Source organism: Streptomyces sichuanensis (assembly GCF_020328095.1).
GTDB lineage: Bacteria > Actinomycetota > Actinomycetes > Streptomycetales > Streptomycetaceae > Streptomyces > Streptomyces cinnamoneus.
This window is the reverse complement of record NZ_JAIXMK010000009.1, coordinates 55271-78142: the sequence shown is the minus strand read 5'-3', so window position 1 is coordinate 78142 and position 22872 is coordinate 55271. Positions and strand designations below refer to the sequence as shown.

General features: G+C 74.0%; 22 protein-coding genes and 3 tRNA genes. 7 read left to right on the top strand and 18 right to left on the bottom strand.

Annotated elements, in window-relative coordinates:
* Positions 1-95: 95 nt before the first annotated feature.
* Positions 96-665 carry a sortase domain-containing protein gene (locus tag LE181_RS05255; protein WP_225659917.1) on the top strand — a complete coding sequence of 190 codons (570 nt, stop codon included), beginning with the start codon at positions 96-98 and terminating at the stop codon, positions 663-665.
* 26 nt (positions 666-691) lie between these two features.
* On the opposite strand, the gene LE181_RS05250 is transcribed toward LE181_RS05255, so the two are convergent.
* The 9 genes from LE181_RS05250 to LE181_RS05210 form a co-directional block, all read right to left on the bottom strand.
* A complete protein-coding gene (locus LE181_RS05250) occupies positions 692-1117 on the bottom strand; it encodes an OsmC family protein (protein ID WP_225659916.1) in 426 nt (141 codons plus the stop codon).
* Between the two features lie 55 nt (positions 1118-1172).
* A complete protein-coding gene (locus LE181_RS05245; RefSeq protein ID WP_225659915.1) occupies positions 1173-1799 on the bottom strand; it encodes a histidine phosphatase family protein in 627 nt (208 codons plus the stop codon).
* Entirely contained in the window at positions 1792-2193 is a 402-nt protein-coding gene (trxA, locus tag LE181_RS05240; protein ID WP_225659914.1) for a thioredoxin, read from the bottom strand. The genes LE181_RS05245 and trxA overlap by 8 nt, the downstream gene beginning before the upstream one ends.
* A 124-nt stretch (positions 2194-2317) precedes the next feature.
* Complete coding sequence (locus LE181_RS05235) at positions 2318-2767, bottom strand: hypothetical protein (RefSeq protein WP_225659913.1); 450 nt, start codon at positions 2765-2767, stop codon at positions 2318-2320.
* 96 nt (positions 2768-2863) lie between these two features.
* Entirely contained in the window at positions 2864-3211 is a 348-nt protein-coding gene (locus LE181_RS05230; protein WP_225659912.1) for a hypothetical protein, read from the bottom strand.
* A gap of 49 nt (positions 3212-3260) precedes the next feature.
* On the bottom strand, positions 3261-5147 hold the full coding sequence (locus LE181_RS05225; protein WP_225659911.1) for an FHA domain-containing protein: 1887 nt from the start codon (positions 5145-5147) through the stop codon (positions 3261-3263).
* Between the two features lie 296 nt (positions 5148-5443).
* Positions 5444-5517 (bottom strand) — tRNA-Ile (locus tag LE181_RS05220).
* A gap of 177 nt (positions 5518-5694) precedes the next feature.
* A tRNA-Asn gene (locus LE181_RS05215) sits at positions 5695-5767 on the bottom strand.
* A gap of 5 nt (positions 5768-5772) precedes the next feature.
* Positions 5773-5845, bottom strand: a tRNA-Asn gene (locus tag LE181_RS05210).
* Between the two features lie 186 nt (positions 5846-6031).
* Here LE181_RS05210 and LE181_RS05205 point away from each other — a divergent pair.
* Both LE181_RS05205 and LE181_RS05200 read left to right on the top strand, forming a co-directional pair.
* Entirely contained in the window at positions 6032-6319 is a 288-nt protein-coding gene (locus LE181_RS05205; RefSeq protein WP_225659910.1) for a YtxH domain-containing protein, read from the top strand.
* Between the two features lie 42 nt (positions 6320-6361).
* Positions 6362-7804: an FGGY family carbohydrate kinase gene (locus LE181_RS05200; protein WP_225659909.1), complete on the top strand. Its 1443-nt coding sequence runs from the start codon at positions 6362-6364 to the stop codon at positions 7802-7804.
* A 32-nt stretch (positions 7805-7836) separates the two neighbouring features.
* Here the strand turns inward: LE181_RS05200 and LE181_RS05195 are convergent, their stop codons facing one another.
* The 5 genes from LE181_RS05195 to LE181_RS05175 all read right to left on the bottom strand — a co-directional run bounded on the left by LE181_RS05195 (position 7837) and on the right by LE181_RS05175 (position 14439).
* Positions 7837-9012, bottom strand: coding sequence for an RNA polymerase sigma factor (locus LE181_RS05195; RefSeq protein ID WP_372458247.1), 1176 nt, complete (start codon positions 9010-9012; stop codon positions 7837-7839).
* 234 nt (positions 9013-9246) lie between these two features.
* Positions 9247-11148: a DNA primase gene (dnaG, locus tag LE181_RS05190; RefSeq protein ID WP_225659908.1), complete on the bottom strand. Its 1902-nt coding sequence runs from the start codon at positions 11146-11148 to the stop codon at positions 9247-9249.
* A gap of 9 nt (positions 11149-11157) precedes the next feature.
* The gene (locus LE181_RS05185; protein ID WP_225659907.1) at positions 11158-11667 is read right to left on the bottom strand and encodes a GNAT family N-acetyltransferase; all 510 of its coding nucleotides are present in this window, start codon (positions 11665-11667) and stop codon (positions 11158-11160) included.
* Complete coding sequence (locus LE181_RS05180) at positions 11664-12929, bottom strand: NAD(P)/FAD-dependent oxidoreductase (protein ID WP_225659906.1); 1266 nt, start codon at positions 12927-12929, stop codon at positions 11664-11666. Before LE181_RS05180 ends, LE181_RS05185 begins: the two co-directional genes overlap by 4 nt.
* A gap of 157 nt (positions 12930-13086) precedes the next feature.
* Complete coding sequence (locus tag LE181_RS05175) at positions 13087-14439, bottom strand: deoxyguanosinetriphosphate triphosphohydrolase (RefSeq protein WP_225659905.1); 1353 nt, start codon at positions 14437-14439, stop codon at positions 13087-13089.
* Positions 14440-14595: 156 nt separating this feature from the next.
* Here LE181_RS05175 and LE181_RS05170 point away from each other — a divergent pair, with 156 nt between their 5' ends.
* Complete coding sequence (locus LE181_RS05170) at positions 14596-15309, top strand: SanA/YdcF family protein (protein WP_225659904.1); 714 nt, start codon at positions 14596-14598, stop codon at positions 15307-15309.
* A gap of 69 nt (positions 15310-15378) precedes the next feature.
* Here the strand turns inward: LE181_RS05170 and LE181_RS05165 are convergent, their stop codons facing one another.
* From LE181_RS05165 to LE181_RS05155, 3 genes are all read right to left on the bottom strand, one after another.
* Positions 15379-16497 (bottom strand): hypothetical protein, encoded by a 1119-nt coding sequence (locus LE181_RS05165; RefSeq protein WP_225659903.1) that lies wholly within the window; start codon positions 16495-16497, stop codon positions 15379-15381.
* 101 nt (positions 16498-16598) lie between these two features.
* Positions 16599-17537, bottom strand: coding sequence for a trypsin-like serine peptidase (locus LE181_RS05160; protein WP_225659902.1), 939 nt, complete (start codon positions 17535-17537; stop codon positions 16599-16601).
* Between the two features lie 184 nt (positions 17538-17721).
* Entirely contained in the window at positions 17722-18507 is a 786-nt protein-coding gene (locus LE181_RS05155; protein ID WP_225659901.1) for a sulfite exporter TauE/SafE family protein, read from the bottom strand.
* A gap of 209 nt (positions 18508-18716) precedes the next feature.
* On the opposite strand from LE181_RS05155, the gene LE181_RS05150 reads away from it, so the two are divergent.
* A complete protein-coding gene (locus LE181_RS05150) occupies positions 18717-19046 on the top strand; it encodes a cytochrome P450 family protein (protein WP_225659899.1) in 330 nt (109 codons plus the stop codon).
* Between the two features lie 55 nt (positions 19047-19101).
* Positions 19102-20019 carry an oxidoreductase gene (locus LE181_RS05145; RefSeq protein WP_225659897.1) on the top strand — a complete coding sequence of 306 codons (918 nt, stop codon included), beginning with the start codon at positions 19102-19104 and terminating at the stop codon, positions 20017-20019.
* Between the two features lie 61 nt (positions 20020-20080).
* Here LE181_RS05145 and LE181_RS05140 read toward each other — a convergent pair whose 3' ends face one another.
* Positions 20081-20680 (bottom strand): hypothetical protein, encoded by a 600-nt coding sequence (locus LE181_RS05140; RefSeq protein ID WP_225659895.1) that lies wholly within the window; start codon positions 20678-20680, stop codon positions 20081-20083.
* 223 nt (positions 20681-20903) lie between these two features.
* Here LE181_RS05140 and LE181_RS05135 point away from each other — a divergent pair, with 223 nt between their 5' ends.
* Positions 20904-22820, top strand: coding sequence for an APC family permease (locus tag LE181_RS05135; protein WP_225659893.1), 1917 nt, complete (start codon positions 20904-20906; stop codon positions 22818-22820).
* The last annotated feature ends 52 nt before the right edge of the window (positions 22821-22872 follow it).

Genomic DNA, 22872 nt, shown 5'->3' with positions numbered 1-22872 from the left:
CCGCGCCCGCACCGGCCCCGTCGCCCCGCAGGACGAGGGCGAACTGGCCGATCGGCCGAGGCAGCGGCCCCGGTGCGCCTCATACGGTGTACGCCATGTCCCGTCGTCGAAGCCTCGTCGTCCTCGCCCTGCTGCTGGCCCTGCCCGTGCTGGCGGCGGCCGCCGCCTGCGCACCGGGCGGCGGGACCGACAAGGTCATCGGCGGGCCGGCCCACGCCGAGGAGCCGACGCGCGTCGTCATCCCCGCCATCGGCGTGTCCAGCCCGCTGTTCCGCCTGGGCCGGGACGGGAACGACCCCATTCCGGCCCCGCCGCCCGACAAGGGCATGACCGCCGGCTGGTACACGGACAGCGCCGCGCCCGGCTCGCGGGGCGCCGCCGTGATCATCGGCCACGACGACACCCGCGACGGCAAGGCCGTCTTCCGCGACCTGGACAAGGTCACCGAAGGCACGGCGATCGACGTCGAACGCGGCGACGGCACCGTGCTGCACTTCTCCGTGACCGGCACCGAGAAGACCGCCACCAGCGACTTCCCCGTCCACAGGGTCTTCGGGGAGACGCCGCAGAAGGCGCTGCGCCTGGTGACGTGCACGGGCGGCCACGGCACGCACGACGGCCGCCCGGCGGAGAACCTCATCGTCTACGCGACGCTGCGCGGCTGACCGGCCGGGCGGGGCCCGTCCAACGGTCAGGCGATCTCTGCGGAGAGCGTGATCGTCGTCCCCGCGAGCGCCTGGCTGACCGGGCAGTTCTTCTTGGCGTCCTCGGCCGCCGAGGCGAACGCCTCCTCGTCCAGGCCGGGCACCTCGCCGCGCACGCTCAGGTGGATGCCGGTGATGCCCTCACCCGGCTGGAAGGTCACCTCCGCCTTGGTCTCCAGGCGCGTGGGCGGCGTACCGGCACCGGTCAGGGCGTGCGAGAGGGCCATGGAGAAGCAGCTGGAGTGAGCGGCCGCGATGAGCTCCTCCGGGCTCGTCCTGCCGTCGGGCTGCTCCGCGCGGGAGGCCCAGGTGACGGGGTACGTCCCGATGCCGGACGACTGGAGGGCGACTTCGCCGCTGCCCTTGATCAGCTCGCCGTTCCAGACGGTGGTCGCGATGCGGTTGGTGGCCACGGTGGTGTTCCTCCCGGGAAGAAGCGCTACGGGCGCCGTACGTACGGTCCGATCATCATGCCCCCGCCGGTTCGGCCCCCGCTCCGACACGCCCGTTCCAGGCGACCAGCGCCGGGCGTCCGTGCTCGGTGCCGATCCGGCTGACGGTGCCGGTGTCCAGGCGGAACAGGGCGCCGGCGGACGGCGGCAGGCCGAGCCTACGAGCCGTCAGCACGCGCAGGAAGTGGGCGTGGGCGACGAGGACGACGTCGCCGTCGCCCGCGGCCTCCTCCAGCCGGGGTGCGATGCGGGCCAGGACGCGGTCGGCGCGCACGCCCACCTGTCCGGGAGTCTCCCCCGGATGCCCCTCGGGGCCGGGCACGACGCCGTCGTCGAAGAGGAACCAGCCGGGCCGGGTGCGCCGGATCTCTGCGGTGGTGACGCCCTCGTAGCCGCCGTAGTCCCACTCCCGCAGGTCGGGATCGGTGTGGGCGCCCTTGAGACCGGCCAGCTCGGCGGTGCGCGCGGCCCGCGCCATGGGGCTCACCAGCACCAGCCCGATGCTCCGCCCCTCCAGCAACGGCCGCAGCTGCCCGGCCTCGCGCTCACCGCGCTCGGTCAGCGGCTTGTCCGTCCAGCTCGTGTGCCGTCCGTCGCGGCTCCAGGCGGTCTCCCCGTGCCGGATCAGCAGCAGCTCACTCATCGCCGGCCTGCGGTCCTCCCTGGGCCTTCGCCTGCTGCTCGGCCACGGAGGCCCGCACCTCGTCCATGTCCAGCGACCGCGCCTGCCGGATCACGTCCTCCAGGGCGGGCTCCGGCAGGGCCCCGGGCTGCGCGAACACCGCGATGTTGTCGCGCACGACCATCAGCGTCGGGATCGAGCGGATCTCGAAGGCCGCCGCGAGCTCGGGCTGCGCCTCGGTGTCGACCTTGGCGAAGACCAGGTCGTCGTGGCGCTGGGCCGCCCGCTCGAACACCGGAGCGAAGCTCCGGCAGGGGCCGCACCACTCGGCCCAGAAGTCGATGAGGACGAACCCCGCACCGGACACGATCTCGTCGAAGTTGTCCTTGGTGAGCTCAACGGTGCTGCTGCTCATGCCCGCCTACCCGCTTCCGCTTCCGTGATGACGTCGGTGGGGCCGGTCGGTCCCACGGGCGCCAACCGGCCCGGCCGGCGAGGTATTCCACCACGCCACGGCCAGGGCCGGGACCCGGCCCGGCCTAGCCACGGATCTGCACACAGGCCCGCCCGCGGGGCTTGAGCTTGTCCGGCCCGCGCTCCTTCCCCAGGAGCTGGACCTTGTCGTCCACCACGTGCTCCCACCCCTCGGCACAGAACACGGTGCGGTCGGGCACGGTGCGGCCCAGCGCCACGGTGTAGGGCTGGCCGTAGCGCCAGTGCCGGAGCGCGCTCTCGCCCTTCAACCCCCCTCCGTACATCTTGAAGTGCCCGAAGAACTCGCCGCCGGGCGTCGCCGAGGCCGACACGCGGTACACCAGCCGCCCCTCGCCCGCCACGGAAATGCAGGTCTGCACGGCACACGAGGCCGCCCCGGCCCCCGGCGCCCCGGCAGCCGCCGAGGGAGCGGTGACCGCGACCAGGGCCACCATTCCGACCGCACTCGCACCGTTCCGCAGCCGCCGGTGCAGCTTCGCCACAACACGTCTCATGCCCCCACCCTGGCCCGGCCCCGGCACCACGCCCGGCAGCCGCGCACCGCACTCCCCCGAAGGAGGCACGTTCCGGGGAGGCCGGTCAACGGGGGTTCACGAGAAGAGCGCGGTGGCCGCCTGTCCGAGCCGTGCGACGACGTCGCCGACGACCGCGACGTGGCCCACTCGGGAGGCGATGGTCTGGAGCAGGCTGCCCGAGACCACCGGATCCGGCCGGGGTGCCGCCACCTCCTGCCGCAGCCGCCGGGCCACCTCCTGGACCTGCGCGGCGTCGGGGACCGCGGAGGCGTATGTCCCGAGGACACGGACGAGCTCGTCGATGCGGTCGATGACCTCCCGTGTGCGGGGGTCGTCGCCGGCGTCGTTGCCGTACCTGTGGCCGACGTGGAAACCGCTGCCTCCGCTGATGTCACCGACGTTGATGCTGCTGTCCGATCCCATGGCAGACCCCTCCGTGCGTCCTGTTCCGGTGTGCCGGCTTCGTCGACCGCTACCGCTGCGGCTGCCGGGCGCCCGGGGAGCCGCCGGCCCCTCCCCGCGCACCGTGCCCGACGGAGAATCCGGAGCCGCCGCTGATGTTCCCCACGCGGATCCGGTTGTCGTTGTTGTTGTTGACCGTGCTGTTGTTGATGGTCGTCTGGTGCGACGCGAACTCGGCAAGGTCGACGTCGTGCGCGGCGAGGAAGTCGCCGACGCTCTTGAGGACCCGCTCCTGCACCACCTTGACGACCATGATTTCGTCGAGCTCCAGGAAGTAACGGACCCGGTCCTCGCCGGCCGCCTCTTCGCGGATGCTGGGCAGGGCGCCGTAGTCGAAGAGGTAGTCGTGCCGGATGTAGCGCTCCTGACCGCGGCGGCGCCGGTACGCCCGGTACCTGCGGCGTACGTGCCGGGCCGTCGCCACCGGGGAGGACAGCAGGTCGGGCAGGGCTCTCGCGGACGCCGTGACGACGGCGTCCGCCAGGGCGCCCGCCCCCGACCGCAGCCGCAGGGTGTCCACCGCCTGGTACCGGCCGAGCAGGGGCGGGAGGGTGAAGGCGATCGACTCCAGGAAGAGCGATCCGCGCGTGCGGACGGCGCGCACGAACAGGGTGACGACCAGCTGGCCGCCCCAGGCCGGCACTTCGACGCACACGTAGGCCCGGCTCGGCGCCCCGGGCCCGGTCGGCCGGCTGCGGATCACCTCGGGTCCGATGCTGGTGACCGGCGGCGCGAGCCGGTCGGGCAGCAGTCGTGCGTCGCCCCGGACGTCGTAGCCGCTGACGAAGAGGCGCTCGTCGACGCGCAGATCCGGCATGCCGAGCTCCCGCAGCGCCTGGATGAGGGCGGTGTGGAGGTCGGCCGTCTCGAAGGGCTTCGGCTGCTTGCGGACGCCGTCGCCGCCCATCGCCCCCTGCTGGATGTCGATCGCGAAGGACCACTCGTCCACGAGCAGGCCGCTGCCCGCGAAGGGGTAGTAGGTGGCGAAGACCATGAGGTTGCCGTGCGGGCGGGCGGCCACGGCGGCCAGCCGCCGGCGGACGCGGCGGGTGTGGGGCTCGGGGGCGTCGGCGGCCTTGAAGCGGCCGCGGGTCATGCGGCGTTCCAGGACGAAGTAGTCGGTGATCCAGCGCTCCGTGGCGCAGGCGAGCAGGGCCGCGACGAGTGCCGTGCAGAGCACCGGCCACCGGCCGGCCACCTGCTCCAGGATCCCGCGGGCGTCCCTCGCCTCGGCCAACGACGTCAGGTCCTGCCGACGCAGTCCGATCAGCAGGGCCGCCGTGCTCCACAGCAGCACGACGAGCAGCACCGCATCGCGGGCGGCCCTGCGCCGGAGCATCGCGACGGCCCAGCGCGTGACGGCGGCGAGGTCCACCCCGTAGGCGGGGCTCAGGGCCCGGAAGGGCTGGTCGACGATCCGGTCGACGACCAGCGCGGCGAAGCGCGCATCGAGCTGGGTGGCCGCGGAGAGGTAGCGGGTCGTCTGGCTCCGGGAGTCGCTCTCGCGCACCGGTCCGCCGGTACCCGGGCCGGCCGCGGGGTCGAGGTACGTCAGGCGCACCGAGCCCAGGGCGAGGGTGTCGCCGTGGGCGAGCCGCGTCCGGGCCCCCGGCGTCAGCGACGCGCCGTTCAGCAGCACGCCGTTGGTGGAGTCGAGGTCGCTGATCCACACGCCGTCGGTGTACCGCTCCACCGCGGCGTGACGGCCGCTCACATCGCGGACGGGCAGGGCGATGTCGCCGGCCCGTCCGATGACGAGGGAGCGCCCGCCGAGCTCCCACCGCATCCCGGCGAGCGCGGCCGGCGCGGTGGCGACGAGGAGCGGCGGTGCGGGGGGAGGGGGCGCGCCCGCCGGCATGGGCGGCGCCCCGGGCGGGGGCACGAAGTGATCCACCATCGATGGCCGCCTCTCCCCCGTGCCACCCGCGCCGTCGGTACGGCCTCGGCCGCCTTCGCCGCGGCCCGGAAGGGGGTGTGCGCGGGCGGCCTCGCCATAGTGGGGACCGGCCGCGCCGATGGCAATACGCCACGGGTGGCCGAAAAGAATTTCGTACGCCCGCCTCCCGGCGCCGGCGCACCCCCGCGCCGGACCGGCTCCCGAGAGGTACGTCACAGCACGACGCCCCGCCCGGAAAGGACCGGTCGGGGCGTCGAAAGCCCAGGTGGCATCGTTTCTGCACCTGTGCCGCGCAGTGGGGCGGGTGGGACTCGAACCCACGGCCGACGGATTATGAGTCCGCTGCTCTAACCGGCTGAGCTACCGCCCCGTTCACGGCGCGTCGCGCACATCTGTGCGCGCCGTCTGCCGCAGCATAGCCGTTCATACGATCTGCTGCCCCGGAGGGGCCGTATCGTGTGATCGGTCTGACCATGAGGACTTCGATCACGGCCGGTACGGTTCCCACCGGAATGAAAAAAGGACCCCGGAGGGCCCTCTCTCACTGCTCCCCCGACTGGACTCGAACCAGTAACCTGCCGATTAACAGTCGGCTGCTCTGCCAATTGAGCTACAGGGGACCGCGCTCCCCCGACTGGACTCGAACCAGTAACCTGCCGATTAACAGTCGGCTGCTCTGCCAATTGAGCTACAGGGGATTGTCGCGTTTGCCTCGAATGCACCTCCGAACCGGTCTCCCGGGCGGCGGGCGCTCGCTGCGAGACATAGATTAGCGCAAGCAGGGGGGTGCTCCGCCAATCGGTATCCCCCAGGGCCCCGGGAGTGACCTTCGGTCCGGCCGGGTAGGCGGCTGCACAGCGGATCCAACGGAAGGATGGGGCGCGATGCGCTACCGGCTGACGTTCATCACCGGCGCGGCTGTCGGGTACGTGCTCGGGGCTCGCGCCGGGCGCGAGCGGTACGAGGAGCTGCGCAAAGGAGCACAGCGGGTTGCGCACAACCCGGCGGTGCGCAATACCGCCGAGACCGCCGCGGTGAACGGCCGGGCGATGGCCGGCAGGGCCCTCGGCAAGGTGGGCGAGCGGCTGCCGGGGTCCGTGACGAGCCGGATCCGTTCCCTGCGCGAACAGCGGGCGGGCGACGAGGACGACTGGGGCACCAGCAACACCTGACCGGATGCGGGGCGGACGCCCAGGGTTTGGCATCATCTCGGCATGGGCATAGTCGCCGGGTTGGACAGTTCCTCAGAGAGCACGCGCATCGTGGTGTGCGACGCGGACACGGGTGCCGTGCTCCGGCAGGGGTACGCACCCCATCCACCGTCATCGCCCGAGGGCGATCCGCAGGCATGGCTGATCTCGCTGGGCGAGGCGGCCACCGGGGGCCTGCTGGAGGGCGTCCAGGCCATCGGCGTCTCCGCGCAGCAGCACGGGCTCCTCACGCTCGACGCGGGCGGCGTACTCGTCCGTCCGGCCCTGCTGGGCAACGACAAACGGATGCAGGTCGCGGCGGCCGATCTCACCGACGCGCTGGGCGGCCGGGCCGCCTGGGCCGAGGCCGTCGGGGCGGTGCCACAGGCGGCGCAGCCGCTGGCGAAGCTGCGCTGGATGGCCCGTAACGAGCCCGAGTCCGCCGCCCGGGTGGCCGCGGTGCTGCAGCCGCACGACTGGCTGGTCTGGCAGCTGCTGGGCCGCCCGGCGCGCTGCACGACCGACCGTGGCGACGCCTCCGGCACGGGATTCTGGTCCGCGGCCACCGGCGGCTGGCGGCCGGACCTGATGGAGCTGGCGCTGGGCCGCCAGGCGGCGCTGCCCGAGGTGCTCGGCCCCGCCGACCCGGCCGGGCACACCCCGGAGGGCCTGCTGATCTCCGCCGGCACGGGCGAGACCATGGCCGCGGCCTTCGGGCTGGGCGTGGGCCCCGGTGACGCGGTGATCTCGCTGGGCGCCTCCGGCTCCGTCTTCGCCGTGCACCACTCGGCACTCGCCGACTCCACCGGCACCATCACCTCCTTCGCCGACGCGACGGGCATGCACCTGCCGGTCGTGCACACCCTCAACGCCGTGCGCGTCCTGCGCGGCACCGCCGAAATGCTCGGCACGGACCTAGCGGGTCTCTCCGAGCTGGCCCTGCAGTCCTCGCCGGGCTCCTACGGCCTGGTCCTGCTGCCGTACCTGGAGGGCGAGCGCACCCCGCACCTGCCCCACACGGCGGGCACGCTGGCCGGTCTGCGGCGCGAGAGCATGAAGCCGGAGCACCTGGCCCGGGCGGCCTTCGAGGGCATGCTGTGCGGCCTCACGGACGCCCTGGACGTGCTGCGCGGGCGTGGCGTCGAGGTGCACCGGGTTTTCCTGCTGGGCGCGGCGGCGGAGCTGCCGGCCGTGCAGGCCATCGCCCCGTCGCTGTTCGGCGCCCAGGTCGTCGTGCCGCAGCCCGCGGACTACGCGGCCATCGGAGCGGCCCGGCAGGCCGCGTGGGCGCTGGGCGTGCAGCAGGGCGTGCTGTCCCCGCAGCAGCCCCCGCTGTGGCCCGCAGCGGCCAGCCAGACGTTCGAGCCGGGCCCCGAGGACCTGGGGGTCGGGCAGGCGGTGCGCCAGCAGTACGCGACCGTGCGGGAGCAGACCCACCCCGGAGCGTTCGCCCCCACCAGCGCCTGAGCCGTCGGCCACCGCCCGGGCCGTACGCCCGGTCAGTCCAGGTAGCCGCGCAGCTGGTCGGCGAAGGCGTGGTCGCGCAGTTTGTTGAGGGTCTTGGACTCGATCTGGCGGATGCGCTCCCGCGTGACGCCGAAGATCCGGCCGATCTCCTCCAGCGTGCGCGGCCGGCCGTCGACCAGCCCGTACCGCAGTTGCACGACCTTGCGCTCGCGCTCGCCCAGCGTGGAGAGCACGGCCTCCAGGTGCTCGCGCAGCAGCAGGAACGCGGCCGACTCCACGGGGGAGGTGGCGTCGCCGTCCTCGATGAGGTCGCCGAGCGCGACGTCGTCCTCCTCGCCCACGGGCGCGTGCAGGGACACCGGCTCCTGGGCGAGGCGCAGCACCTCGCTGACGCGCTCCTCGGACAGTTCGAGGTGGGTGGCGACCTCCTCGGCCGTGGGTTCGTAGCCGCGCTCCTGCAGCATGCGGCGCTGCACCCGCACCACACGGTTGATCAACTCCACGACGTGGACCGGGACTCGTATCGTCCGGGCCTGGTCGGCGAGCGCCCGCGACATGGCCTGCCGGATCCACCAGGTCGCGTACGTCGAGAACTTGTAGCCGCGGGCGTAGTCGAACTTCTCGACCGCCCTGATCAGGCCGAGGTTCCCCTCCTGGACGAGGTCGAGCATCGTCAGGCCGCGGCCGATGTAGCGCTTGGCGACGGAGACGACCAGGCGCAGGTTGGCCTCGATGAGGCGGCGCTTGGCCATGCGGCCGAGGACGACCAGACGGTCGAGGTCGAGGGCGAGCTGGGTGTCGAGGTCGGGGGTGTTGCCCAGCTTCTCCTCGGCGAACAGGCCCGCTTCGACCCGGCGGGCCAGCTCCACCTCCTCCGCGGCCGACAGCAGCGGGATGCGGCCGATCTCCCGCAAGTACTGGCGGAAGAGGTCGGAGGAGGGGCCGCTGGTGTCGGCCCGTACGGCCGGTTCGGGAGCCGCCTCCTCGGGGAGGGTCAGGGTCTCGGACGCGGGCGGCTCGGCCTGCTGCGGCACGGTCGGTGCCGGATCGGTCAGGGCCTGAGGCAGGGTCGGGGTCCGGGTCTGCACGGGGGCGACCTCCAGGGTGATCGCTGCTGAGGCGGCAGAGCATGCGGCAGAGCATTCGTGGCGCGGCGGCGGCCGGGCCGCCGCCCGTGCCGGGGAGCTGGAGCGGCTTCGCGGGGGGATCCGGGTCCGGCAGGCCGGGCCTGCCGCGCTCCGAGGACCTCAGGCACCGCCCACCAGTGTGGGGCACGACGCGGGCCCGCCACGAGGGGCGTGCGCTCACTTTCTGAGCCCGGACCGTGACCGGGCGCTTACGGCGCTCTTCGCGCAGGGTACGGGCGGGAAGCGGCCTGCGGGCGGGCAGGCCGCCGTGGCGGGTTCCGGGTCCGGAGCGCTGCCGGGCCCCCGGGAGGGCCGTTACAGGGCGGCGGCGCCGCGGTCCTTCAGGGAGCGGCCGTACTGCTCCAGGACCCACAGTTCGTTCTGCACGGCGGTCAGGTGGGCCGGGTCGGCCTGGCTGCCCAGGCGGACCAGGCCGGCCTGGACGTCCTGGATGCGGCGCTCGACGGCCCGCAGGCGGACCTGGACGAGTTGCATGCCGGCGTAGGTCTCGTCGACGTTCTTGCTGCGGATGGCCTCGACGGCGAGCTCGGTGACCAGGGCGCGCACGGTGTCGTCCGGGGCGGCGTCCCGGACGGCGGCGAGGTAGTCGCCGGGGGCGTCGGTGACACCGCCGGCCTGCTCGATGGCGCGGCGGACGGCGACGTAGGGCTGTGCGGTGAACTCGTCCTCGCCGTAGGCGTCGAAGGCGGGGGCGACCAGCTCGGGCCGCTGGAGGGCGAGCTTGAGCAGCTCGCGCTCGGTGAGGGCCGCGGGACTGCGGAGGTTGAGCGCGGGACCGCGGGGGGCCGTCGCCTGCGGCTGCGGGGCGGCGGCCGGCGGGGCGGCGCGGTGCGGTGTGCGGGCGTCGGGGCGCTGGCCGCGCTCGCGGGCCCAGCGGGCCAGCTGGCCCACGCGGCGGACGACGAACTGGGTGTCCAGGATGCCGAGCATGCCGGCGAGCTGGACGGCGTACTCGTGCTGGATGGCGCCGTTCTTGATGTTCGCGACGATCGGGGCTGCGGCCTCCAGGGCGGCGGCGCGGCCCTCGGCGGTGTCCAGGTTGTGCCGGGCGACGACCTGGCGGATGGCGAAGGCGAACAGCGGGGTGCGGGAGTCCACGAGGGCCGCCACCGCCGCGTCGCCCTGGGCCAGGCGCAGCTCGCAGGGGTCCATGCCGCCGGGGGTGATGGCGATGGAGGTCTCGGCGGCGAACTTCTGGTCGTCCTCGAAGGCGCGCAGGGCGGCCTTCTGGCCGGCGGCGTCGCCGTCGAAGGTGAAGACGACCTCGGAGGCGGAGTTGTCCATCAGCAGCCGCCGCAGGATCTTGATGTGGTCGCCGGCGAAGGCGGTGCCGCAGGTGGCGATGGCGGTGGTGACGCCCGCGAGGTGGCAGGCCATGACGTCGGTGTAGCCCTCGACGACGACGGCGCGGTTGCTCTTGGCGATGTCCTTCTTGGCGAGGTCGATGCCGTAGAGGACGTGCGACTTCTTGTAGATCGCCGTCTCGGGGGTGTTGAGGTACTTGGGGCCGTTGTCGTCGTCGCGCAGCTTGCGGGCACCGAAGCCGATGACCTCGCCGGTGATGTCGCGGATGGGCCACATCAGGCGGCCGCGGAAGCGGTCGATGGGCTTGCCGCTGCGGCTGTCCTGGGCGAGGCCGGAGAGCAGCAGCTCCTTGTCGCTGAAGCCCTTGCCGCGCAGGAAGCGGGTGAGGTGGTCCCAGCCCGCCGGGCTGTAGCCGACGCCGAAGTGCTGCGCCGCGGCCTGGTCGAAGCCCCGGCCGGCCAGGAACTTCCGGCCGATCTCCGCCTCGGCGCTGCCGAGCTGCTCGGCGTAGAACTGGGCGGCGATCTTGTGGGCCTCGACGAGGCGGATGCGCTCGCCCTGCTGGCGGCCGGGGGTGTAGCCGCCCTCCTCGTAGCGCAGCGTGATGCCGGCCTGGGAGGCGAGGCGCTCGATGGTCTCGGAGAAGGAGAGGTGGTCGATCTTCATGATGAAGTCGACGGTGTCCCCGCCCTCCTGGCAGCCGAAGCAGTAGAAGAGCCCCTTGGCCGGGCTGACCTGGAAGGACGGGGACTTCTCGTCGTGGAAGGGGCACAGTCCCTTGAGGTTGCCGCCGCCCGCGTTGCGCAGCTGGAGGTACTCGGACACGACGGCGTCGATCGGGACCGCGTCCCGGACCGCCTTCACGTCGTCATCGTTGATCCTGCCTGCCACGCGTGAATTCTACGGTGACCCGCCGACACCGCCGTCCGCCCCGGTCTCCGCCTCGCTCCCGGGCAGCTTGATCGTGAAGACGAAGTGCGGTCCGACGCCCTCGACCGTGAACTCCTCGCCGCGCACCTCGAAGCCGTGGTGCTCGTAGAAGCCGCGGGCCGAGGTGCGGCCGTTGCACCACACCAGGGCGGCGCCACGGGCCGCGGCCTCGGCGAGGCCCGCCCGCAGGACGGCGACGCCGTGGCCGTGGCCGCGCACGGCCGGGTCGCTGGCCATGCCGCGGAAGCGGTACGCGCTCTCGCCCGTGCCGGGCAGCGGCTCGGGGAGGAACGTGACGCAGGCCCGTACCGTCCCCGCCCCGTCGTAGGCGGCGACGTGGAAGGTGCCGGGCGCGGCGTCCTCGGGGAAGACGGCCGCCGCGGCGGGCAGGCCGGGCCGCAGCACGGCGTGGCGCAGGGCGAAGATCTCCGCGACGGGGACGAGCGCGGTGCGCGCGGGGCCCGTGACCGGCGCTCTCATGACGCGTCCAGCGAGTCGAGGGCGACGCCCGGGTCGGCCAGGGCCTCGGCGTCGAGGCGGGCGCCGGAGCGGATGAGGCGCTGGACGGTCCCGGCGACGTCCCACACGTTGACGTTCATCCCGGCGAGCAGCCGGCCCTCGCGCAGCCAGAAGGCGATGAACTCGCGCTTTCCGACGTCGCCGCGGCAGACCACCTGGTCGTAGGAGCCGGGGGGCGCGTAGCCGGAGTACTCCATGCCCACGTCGTACTGGTCGGAGAAGAAGTAGGGCACCCGGTCGTAGGAGACCTCCTGGCCGAGCATGGCGCGGGCGGCGGCGGGGCCTTCGTGGAGGGCGTTGGCCCAGTGCTCGACGCGCAGCCGGGTGCCGAGCCAGGGGTGCTCGGCGGCGGCGACGTCCCCGGCGGCGTAGACGTCGGGGTCGGAGGTGCGCAGCGAGGCGTCGACGGCGACGCCTCCGCCGTCGGCCCGGTCGACGAGGGCGAGGCCGGCGGCCTCGGCGAGGGCGGTGCGCGGGGCGGCGCCGATGGCGGCCAGGACGTCGTGGGCGGGGTGCTCCTCGCCGTCGTCGGTGCGGGCGGCCAGGACCATGCCGTCGTGGCCGGCGATCTCGGTGAGGCGGGCGCCGAAGTGGAAGCGGACGCCGTGCTCGGTGTGCAGGTCGGTGAAGAGCTGGCCCAGCTCGGGGCCGAGGACGGTGTGCAGCGGCGTCGGCTCGGGCTCGACGACGGTCACCTCGGCACCGTAGCCCCGGGCGGCGGCGGCCACCTCCAGGCCGATCCAGCCGGCGCCGGCGATGACGAGGTGGCCGTTGTCGCGGCCGAGGGAGGACAGCACGCCGCGCAGCCGCTCGGCGTGGGCGAGGCGGCGCAGGTGGTGGACGCCGGCCAGGCCCGTGCCGGGGATGTCCAGGCGGCGGGGCTCGGCGCCGGTGGCCAGCAGCAGCTTGTCGTAGTGGACGAGGGTTCCGTCGCCCAGGCGCACGGACTTGGCCGCACGGTCGAGGTGGACGGCGGGCTGGCCGAGGTGGAGCTCGACGTCGGCCTTGGCGTACCAGTCGGGTTTGTGGACGAAGACGCTGTCGCGCGCGTCGCGGCCCGTGAGGTAGCCCTTGGAGAGCGGCGGGCGCTCGTAGGGGTGCTCGCGTTCGTCGCAGATGAGGATCACCCGGCCGGTGAAGCCCTCGCTGCGGAGGGTCTCGGCCGCCTTGGCGCCGGCCAGGCCCCCTCCGACGATGACGAACGTCTGGTGTGCGTCCACCACTTGCTGCCTCCTCGCTGCCACGCAGTACGTCACGGTCGAGACGTCTGCGGTTGTCGCCCCCGGACGAAAAGCGCCACTGCCGAGCGTCCCGCACCCGGACTGCCGCCGGTAGAGGGAGTACCCCGGACCGGCCGCCGGCCGCAAGGGCCTGCCGGGGTCATCCCCGGGGGCCGTCCGGCGGGGCGGGCTGCCGGGCGCGGCCGGGCCCGGTGAGCCGGGCGTGCAGGGAGCGCGCGGTGGCGTCGGTGAGGGCGGCGATCTGGTCGACGACCGCGCGCAGCCGCCCGGCGTCGTCGGCGGCCTCGGCGTACAGCGTGCGGAACTGCGGGTCGAGGCCGTCGGGGGCGCGGGCGACGAGCGCCTCGCCGAGCTCGGCGATGACCACGCGCTGCTCGGCGCGGAGCTTCTCCTGGTCCTCGCGCTGCATGACGTACCGGTCGGCGACGGCCTTGAGCACCGCGCACTCCAGCCGCGTCCCCCGCGGTACGACCAGCTCGGCGCGGTAGCGGGTGAGCCGGCCGGGCCCCCACGCGGCCCGGGTGGCCCCTTCGGCGGCGAGGCAGAAGCGGCCGATGAGCTGGCTGGTGGCGTCCTTCAGGCGGGCCTGGGAGACGGCGGAGCCGTCGTAGCCGTGCGGCCACCACTCCTGCTCCAGGAGGCGGTCGAGGGCTTCGGCGAGTTCCTCGTGGTCCGCGCCCGGCGCGTAGCGGCCGGCGGCGACGGCGAAGACGTCGCGGCGCTCGGCCTCGGCGAGCAGGACGTTCGGGTCGAGGTGGCCGGCGTGCAGGCCGTCCTCGACGTCGTGCACGGAGTAGGCGACGTCGTCGGCCCAGTCCATGACCTGGGCCTCGAAGCTCTGGCGGTGGGCGGGGGCGCCCTCGCGCAGCCAGGTGTAGACGGGGACGTCGTCGGCGTAGACGCCGAACTTGCGTGACGCCGGGTCGGTGGGGTGACCGCCGCGCGGCCAGGGGTACTTGGTGGCGGCATCGAGGGCGGCGCGGGTGAGGTTGAGGCCGACGCTGACGAGCTCGCCCGTGGCCGGGTCGGGCACGAAGCGCTTGGGCTCCAGCCGGGTCAGCAGGCGCAGCGACTGGGCGTTGCCCTCGAAGCCGCCGCAGGGGGCGGCAACTTCGTCGAGCGCCTGCTCGCCGTTGTGCCCGAAGGGCGGGTGGCCGAGGTCGTGCGCCAGGCAGGCGACCTCGACGAGGTCCGGGTCGCAGCCGAGGGCCGCGCCCAGCTCCCGGCCGACCTGGGCGCACTCCAGGGAGTGGGTCAGGCGGGTGCGGGGGCTGGCGTCCCAGCCCCGGTCGCTGGCGCCCGGCGTGACGACCTGCGTCTTGCCGGCGAGGCGGCGCAGCGCCGCGGAGTGCAGCACCCGGGCCCGGTCGCGCTGGAACGCCGTGCGGCCCGGGCGCTTGTCGGGCTCGGGGGCCCAGCGCTCCACGTCGGACGGCTCGTATCCGGCGATGCCGGGCTTTTCTGTCGCGGTCCCTGCTGTGCTGCCGTTCATACTCCCGACGGTAGCCGCAGGGTGTGACAGCAGCGATGCGCGTGCGGCGGGGGAAGGGCGCCGGGGCCCCCGGACACCTGCGGTGGGCATCCGTCCGGGAGTCCGGGAACCACGGGGAGCGCTGCGACGTTGATCTCTCCCGAACGGGGAGGTCTCATGAATGCGGCGGGTCCGGTGCGCATGGCGTGCCGTCGTCTACGGCTGCTGCTGCGGTTGCGGCTGCCGGCGACCAGGGGCGGCAGGCGGCGCGCGCTGTGGGTGCTGATGGCCTCCAGCGTGCTGGCGCTGCTGCCCGCCACCTGGGTGTACGCGGCCGGTACGCCCCGGATCCGGGCCATCGACGAGGTGCCGCAGGCACCAGTGGCGATGGTCTTCGGCGCGGGCCTGTGGCAGGGCGAGCCGTCGCCGTACCTCGCGCACCGGCTGGACGCCGCGGTGGAGCTCTACCGCAAGGGCACGATCCGCGTGGTGCTCGTGACGGGCGACAACAGCCGCGCGGACTACGACGAACCGGACGCGATGCGCGCGTATCTGACGAAGCGCGGGGTGCCCGACGACCGCATCGTCAGCGACTACGCGGGCTTCGACACCTGGGACTCGTGCGCCCGCGCCCAGCGCATCTTCGGCGTGAAGCGGGCGGTGCTGATCACCCAGGACTTCCACATACGCCGCGCGCTGGCGCTGTGCAAGGCGGCGGGCATCGACTCCTACGGCGTCGGGGTGACGGCGAAGCACGACATCACCTGGTACGCGGGCGGGGCGCGTGAGGTCTTCGCGGCGGGCAAGGCCGCGCTCGACGCGTTCGTACGGCCCCGGCCCGCGTTCCTCGGCCCGCACGAGCCCGGGGTGGAGCGGGCGCTGGCGGGCTGACAGGGCCGACGGGCCGGGGCCGGGGAGCTTCCGCCGGTCCCGGCGGGCTCGGCGGTCCCGTCGGGCTCGTCAGTCGAGCTGGACCAGCAGGGTCTGCCAGCGCGGACCGGATGTCTCACGGACCAGGACCAGCATCTGCTTGCGGTCGTTGAGGGCCTCGATACTCTCCAGCACGGTGCCCTGCGGCAGGCTCAGCATCTCGTCCAGCCGGTGCACCGTGCCGCGCGGGTCCCAGACCGCCGGGACGTTGTCGAGCACCTGGTCGGTGCCGGTCCGGACGGTGCCGGTGATCCAGCCGCGGTCGTTGATCAGCCGGGCCTCGCCGCCGAAGCCCAGGTCGGCCAGCTCCTGCGGGGTGTCGGGGGCGGTCCAGCGCGTCGCCGTGTACCTGCGGCCCGGCCGCTCCTGTGCGCCGACCGCCACCTCGCTGTTGTTGACCGCGTTGAGCCAGGTCCGCGAGACGTCGGCGGAGGACGCGGTGTACGTGTCGGTGCCGCCGTCGGGGTGCCAGGCGGTGCCGTGCGTGGGCCCCGTGCCGACGATCAGTCCCTCGTCGTTCAGGGCCCGCGGGTATCCGTCGCTGGGCCCGGCGACGAGCTGGAAGCCCGTCCGGGCCTGCCAGCGGTAGCGGGCGGTCAGGGGGCGCGGGTGGGCGATCGCCGGCGGCAGGACCATGTGGGACGCCGACAACAGGACCGTGCCGTCCTCCCCCAGCGACGCCAGGCCGACCCGCTCCTCGCCCGCGGGGATGCCGAGGGAGGTCATGGCCCCGTCGGGGTCCCACATCACCAGCTCCGTCCCCGACACCCCCACGACCCGGCCGTCGTCCGCGATGTCCATGGGCGTTCCCTGCCCCTGGAGGGCCCGGCGGCGTCCCGTCACCGGGTTCCACACTCCGGCCTCGCCCGACGCCTCGCGCACGACCACGTCGCCGTGCCGGTTGAGGGCACGGGCGACGTCGGTGCCCTCCAGCGTGGCGAGCACCCGGGCGCGCAGCCGGTGCCGGGCCGGGCCGTCGTCGCCGCGGGTGGCGCCCGGCTGCCCGGCGGCCGGCTGCCCGGCCGGTACCGGGCCGGTGCTCCCCGCGGCGGCCGTTCCGGCCGGAGCCAGCAGGGCCAGGGCCACCGCCGCGATGACGACGGCCCCCCTCCGCTTACCCGCTCTGCGCTGCTGTCCCACTCCCTGCACGGCCGGCCCCCTCCTGTGGGTGAGAAGGACACCGTGCCGGGCACCACCGCGCCGCGCCCCCGGAACGCCGCCACTGGCGGGTTCCCGTCACGGACGCGGCATCAGGCCCGCCGGGGCTCGCGGTCGTTGATGGCGTCCAGGTACAGCTTGAAGATCTCGTCGCCGTTCAGCGGGCTGTACGAGATCCGGTCGCTGTCCTCGCCGTCGGGGCCGCCGCCGTTGAGGCCGCCGAGGACGCCGATCAGATCGCCCGTTCTCGTCCGCTCGTCGAAGTGGGTCAGCCAGGGGCTGCCCGAGGTGCCGGAGAAGAAGCCCTCGCAGCGCATGACGAGCTGCTGGTGGCCCGGGAGCCGGCTCGTCATGGTCGTGCAGCGGACGGCCTGGTCGGCGGGGTCGCTGTCGGCGCTGGGATAGCCGATGACGGTGACGCGGTTGACGTCGCCGGGCGTGCGGACCAGACGGTTGGCGCCCGTGACGCGCTCGATCGGGCGGCCGCGGCCGTCGGGTCTGACGGTGGCGAAGGCGAAGTCCAGGTCGGAGCCGTCGCCGTAGTCGTCCCGGCGCGGGTCCGTGAAGGCGCGGTCGACGGCCCACACCCCGTACGGCTGCTTGCGCTCGCCCCGCCGGTAGTCCGGGACGAAGGCCGCGTCCTCGCCGAGGCCGCAGTGGCCGGCGGTGATGATGAGGTTGCCCTTGGGACTGTGGACCACGCTGGCCGTGCAGTGGTGGTCCCGCATGTCCTCGCCGACGTAGAACAGCACCCCGACACTGGGCACGCCGTCGAAGTGGCGGGCACTGCCGGTGATGCGCTGGGCCGGCTCGTCGGCGTCGCGGTCGTCGTCGCCGTCCGCGGCGGCGGACATCCTCGTCGGGCCCCAGAACCGCCGGGCCTCCGCGCTCGACCAGCTGCCGTCCCGTCCGTGTCCGCCGGCGCCCCGGGGGACGGCAGCCGCAAGAGCGACCACGTACAGCCCCGCGAGGACGGCCCGGACCCACCGGGCCCGGCTCCACCGGGAGAAAGGCACAGGCACCCCCAGCACGTCGGGAAGGTAGTCGACAGGCTAACCGCACGGCCCCGGATCGCCGTGCACCGGACTGCTTTCCGCACTGTCGGTCGTACGAATGCACGACAAATCCGTCAATCCTGCACCGGCTGCCCCTGCCCGTCCCGTCCGGCCCGCCGGCACCGTCCGGACCGTCCGGCCCGTCCCCCCTCGGCCGTCCTCAGCCGCCCCACTGGTCGTACGCCAGCTTGCACACCAGCGACACCACCACCACGACCAGCACGCCCCGGACGAAGCCGCTCCCGCGCTTCAGTGCCATGCGCGCGCCCACGGTGCCGCCCGCGAGGTTGAAGACGGCCATCGGCGCCGCCACCTGCCACAGGACGGCGCCCTGGGCCGAGAAGGTCACCAGCGCGCCCACGTTGGTGCAGACGTTGACGATCTTCGAGGTGCCGGAGGCGGTGACGAGGTCCATGTGCAGGATCCCGACCAGCGCGAGCACGAGGAAGGTGCCGGTTCCGGGGCCGATGAGCCCGTCGTAGAAGCCGATGCCGAGCCCGGCCACCAGGACGGCCGCCAGCACGCGGCGCCGCGTCACCGGGGCGGCCGGCGCCACGGCCGTGCCGAAGGCGGGCCGCAGGAGGACGAAGGCGAGGACCGCCAGCAGCACGGCCATGATCAGGGGGCGCAGGACGGCGCTGTTGATGCCGGAGGCGAAGAACGCCCCGGCCAGCGAGCCGCCGAGCGCGGCGAGGCCGATGCGCACGGCGGTGCGCAGGTCGAGGGGGGCCTTGCGGGCGTAGGCGACGGCGGCCGCGGTCGTGCCGCAGATGGCGACGGCCTTGTTGGTGCCGAGGATGTGCGCGGGTGCCGTGTGCGGCAGTCCCACGAGCAGCGCGGGGAGTTGGAGCAGGCCGCCTCCGCCCACCACGGCGTCGATCCACCCGGCCGCGGCCGCGGCCAGACAGAGCACGATCAGCGTTGTCAGGGATATGTCCGGGGTCACCGGCGGATCGTACGGGCACCCCGCGGGAGGCCGTACTTCCGGGCACCGGGACCGGACGCGCCGGGGCGCGGAGGCCCGCCCGCGTCGCTCCGGTGACCGAATGTCGAGTTGTCTTGCCAATCTCCCGGCGTTTTGGGGGAGTCGGACGGCTTTGGCGGGGCAGCATGGCCTGCATGACCTCACCCGCCGCCTCAGCACCGGGAGTCAGCATGCTGCAGAGCACCGTCACGTCCCACCGCACCGATGCCCAACGGCCCGTCCACGCCTGCGACCTCCTGGGCGTCGACCCGGGCTTACGGGAGAACCTGCACCGGATGACCGGCAGGCTGGCCGGTGCGGCGTCGGCGGCCGAAACGACGGCCATCGAGCGCGACATGGCCCACGTCCTCGGCCACGTCGTCGCCCGCCGCCGCGCCGAGCCCGGTGACGACCTCACCAGCGCGCTGCTGGCGGGACGCCAGGGGTACTGGGTGGGGGTCGACGACCGGGAACTGGTCGGCATGCTGGTGCGCCTGGCCATCGCCGGGCACCGGTCGTAGAACGGTCCCCGTGGTGCCGGGCCGGCGCCCATCGCAGAGGAGGAGCGCAGCGGACATGAACGGCTGGAGCACGAGCGACATCCCCGACCAGAGCGGCCGCACCGCCGTGGTGACCGGCGCCAACAGCGGCATCGGCTACGTCACCGCCCGGGAACTCGCCCGGCGCGGGGCGAGGGTGGTGCTGGCCTGCCGGGACGCCACGCGCGGCAAGGCGGCCGAGGAGCTGATGCGGGCCCAGGCGCCCGGCGCCGACCTGCGGCTCGCGCAGCTGGACCTCGCCGACCTGGATTCCGTACGGGCCTTCGCGGAGGACCTCGTGGAGGACCGGGTCGACCTGCTGGTCAACAACGCCGGGGTGATGGCGCTGCCGCACCGCCGGACGGTGGACGGCTTCGAGATGCAGTTCGGGACCAACCACCTCGGCCACTTCGCCCTGACCGGGCTGCTCCTCCCGCGGCTGCGCGCGGCCGCTCCGGGGGCGCGCGTGATCACCGTCTCCAGCGGGCTGCACTTCCTGGGGACGGTCGACCCGCGGGACCTGCAGATGGAGCACCGCTACCGGCGCTGGATCGCCTACGGGCGTTCCAAGAGCGCGAACCTGCTCTTCGTGCACGAGCTGGCGCGGCGGCTGACGGCGGAGGGCTCGGGCGTGGTGGCGGCCGCGGCGCACCCCGGCTACGCGGCGACCAACCTGCAGACGGCCGGGGCCCGGATGGAGGAGCGCGCCTGGCGGGAGAAGGGTGCGGAGCTGCTCAACCGCGCCGTTGCGCAGAGCCCCGAGGAGGGCGCGCTGCCGTCGTTGTACGCCGCCACCGCGCCGGACGTGCGGCAGGACGACTTCTTCGGGCCGCGCGTGCAGCTGTGGCGCGGCGCGCCCGTGCGCTCGGTGCGGGCGCGGTGGACGCTGGACGACCGGGCGAGCGCGGGCCTCTGGGCGGCGTCGGAGCGGCTGACGGGGGTCGTCTACGGGTGACGGGTGCCCCGGTGAGGCGGCCCTCGACGCCGTTCGACGCCGTACGGGCCGGGCCCTTCCTCTACTCCAGGCCCGCGGACTTCAGCAGTCTCCGCGCGCCCTCCCCGTCGATACGGGCCGCCAGCGCGGCCAGCGGCACGGCGCCCTCGCGCAGCAGGCCGCGCTCGCGGGAGCGGCGGGCGCCGGCGTCGAGGCGGTGCCACAGCAGCGGGTTGGCGGCGAGCACCGCAGGGTCCAGTTCGACGCGGTTGCCGCCGACGTCGCGCAGGACCAGCCGGGGCGCGACGCCGTCGGCGCGACGCACCTGGGTGAGCAGGTCGGTGCGCACGCGGTGCTCGCGCAGCAGTCCGCGCGCCGCCAGCCAGTCCTCGCCGGCGGTGATCCGCGGCGGCCGCAGCACGGCGACGAGCGCCGCGCCGATGGCCGTCCAGGAACAGCCGCGCTCCCAGTCGAGGCCGCCGCGGGCGAGGTCGGCGAGGAGCAGCACCCCGCCGAGCGACAGCCCGCACCACCAGGCGGTACGGGCCTCGCGCCGCCAGTTGCGGTCCCAGGCCCGGACGCCTCCGGGCGCGCCGCCCGCGGAGGGGCGTGCCTTGGGGTGGTGCCGGCCGTAAGCCTCGCGCACGCGTGCACGCGCCCCTACTGTCTGTCGCCGTCCCATGGTGGTGACGCTAGAGCCGTCGGGTCGGCACCCCGGCGCGTGTTGACGTCGCGCTGACGCGGTCTTGGCCAATCCTTGCGGCATGCTGACGCCCTGACCTCGCACGGCGTCAAGAACGCGTACGGATCCCGCCGAAATGCGCCAAGACGCCGCCAAGGCCGGGAGCGGCCCCGTGGGCCGCGGCGCAGTCTGAGCCTCCGACACCTCGGAGGTACGACAAAAGATGACCACAGTGGCCCACTCGGAGCACGCCTCGGGTACGGGTGAGGAACCGCCGGATACCGGCGCCGCGCGGACCGCCGAGGAGGACCGGCACCGGCTGACCGCCACCCAGGGCCTTGCGGCCCTGTCGCTGGACGCGATGGCGTCGGTGGCGTACGGGCCGGAGGCGGTCGTCCTCGTGCTGGCGGCGGCCGGGGCGCACGGCCTGGGGTTCACGCTGCCGGTCACGCTCGCCATCGCGGCCCTGCTGGCCGTGCTCGTCGCCTCCTACCGGCAGGTCATCGCGGCGTTCCCCGACGGCGGCGGGTCGTACGCCGTCGCCAAGCGGCACCTGGGCCGGCGGACGAGCCTGTTCACCGCGGCGTCCCTCGTCCTGGACTACGTGCTGAACGTGGCCGTGTCGGTGACCGCCGGTGTCGCCGCCCTCACCTCCGCCTTCCCCTCCCTGTACGGCGACCGGCTGTGGATCTGCCTGGGCGTCCTGGCCCTGGTGACGGGCGTGAACCTGCGCGGCATCGTAGACTCGGCGAAGGCGTTCATCGTGCCGACCGCCGTGTTCGTGGGCTCGATCCTGGTCCTGATCGTCGTGGGTCTCTTCCGTGACGCGCCCGTGAGCACCGAGGCCGCCGCCGGCCACGCCTCCGCCCTGGCCGGTGATGCCACGACCGTCGGCGCCCTGCTCCTGCTGAAGGCGTTCGCCGCCGGCTGCTCCGCGCTCACCGGCGTGGAGGCGGTCGCCAACGCCGTGCCGTCCTTCCGTGCCCCGGCCGCCCGTCGTGCCCAGCGCACGGAGGTCGCGCTGGGCGCGCTGCTGGGCGTCATGCTGATCGGGCTGTCCGTCCTCATCGGCCGCTTCCACCTGCAGCCGGTGGAGGGCGTCACCGTCCTCGCCCAGCTCGCGGACGCCTCACTGGGGCACAACGGGGCGTTCTACGTCGTGCAGTTCGCGACCGTGGTGCTGCTGGCGCTGGCCGCGAACACCTCCTTCGGCGGGCTTCCGGTGCTCATGGGCCTGCTGGCCCGCGACAATTACTTGCCGCACGTCTTCGGGCTGAAGGCGGACCGCCAGGTCCACCGGCACGGCGTACTGGCACTGGCGGCCGTCTCGGCGCTGCTGCTGGTCCTCTCCGGCGGTGACGTCAACACGCTGGTGCCGCTGTTCGCGATCGGGGTGTTCGTCGGCTTCACCATCTGCCAGGTCGGCATGGTCCGCCACTGGCGGCAGGAACGTTCCGCCGGGTGGCGCGGCAAGGCGCTGCTCAACGGCTTCGGGGCCGTGCTGACCGGGGTGTCGGCCGTGGTCGTCACGGCCACGAAGTTCACCGAGGGCGCCTGGCTGATCGTCGTGGCGCTCCCCCTGCTGGTGCTGGCCTTCGAGGCGGTCCACCGGGCGTACGCGCGCATCGGCGAGCGCCTGGAGCTGGGCCGGGTGCCGGAGGCCCCGCGGCGCTGCCGCTCGGTGGTGGTCGTGCCCGTCTCCTCGCTGTCCCGGCTGACCAGCAAGGCCCTGACCGCCGCGGTGTCGCTCGGGGACGAGGTGGTGGCCGTGACCGTCACCCAGCCCGATGCGGAGGGTCGGCGGGCGGCGGAGTCGCTGCGCCGCGACTGGGAGCTGTGGAGCCCCGGCGTCGACCTCGTGGAACTGCCCGCCCCCGGCCGCGCCCTGGGCCGCCCGATCGTCGCGTACGTCCGCGGGCTGGCCGACCGGCACCCCGACGTCCGGGTCACGGTGCTCATCCCCGAGGTGGAGCCCGCGCGCCTGTGGCAGCGGCTGCTGCAGAACCAGCGCGGCGCCGTCGTCGCCCACGCGGTCCGCCGGGACACCGACGCGGTGATCTGCCGGCTGCGGTTCCGGATCGACACCCGGCAGCCGGGCATGGTGCGGCCCGTGCCGGGGAAGGCCGGCACGCGGCGGTAACGGCACTGTCGTCATCCGCCTCCATCGTTGATCGTTGATCCGTACGGTCCCG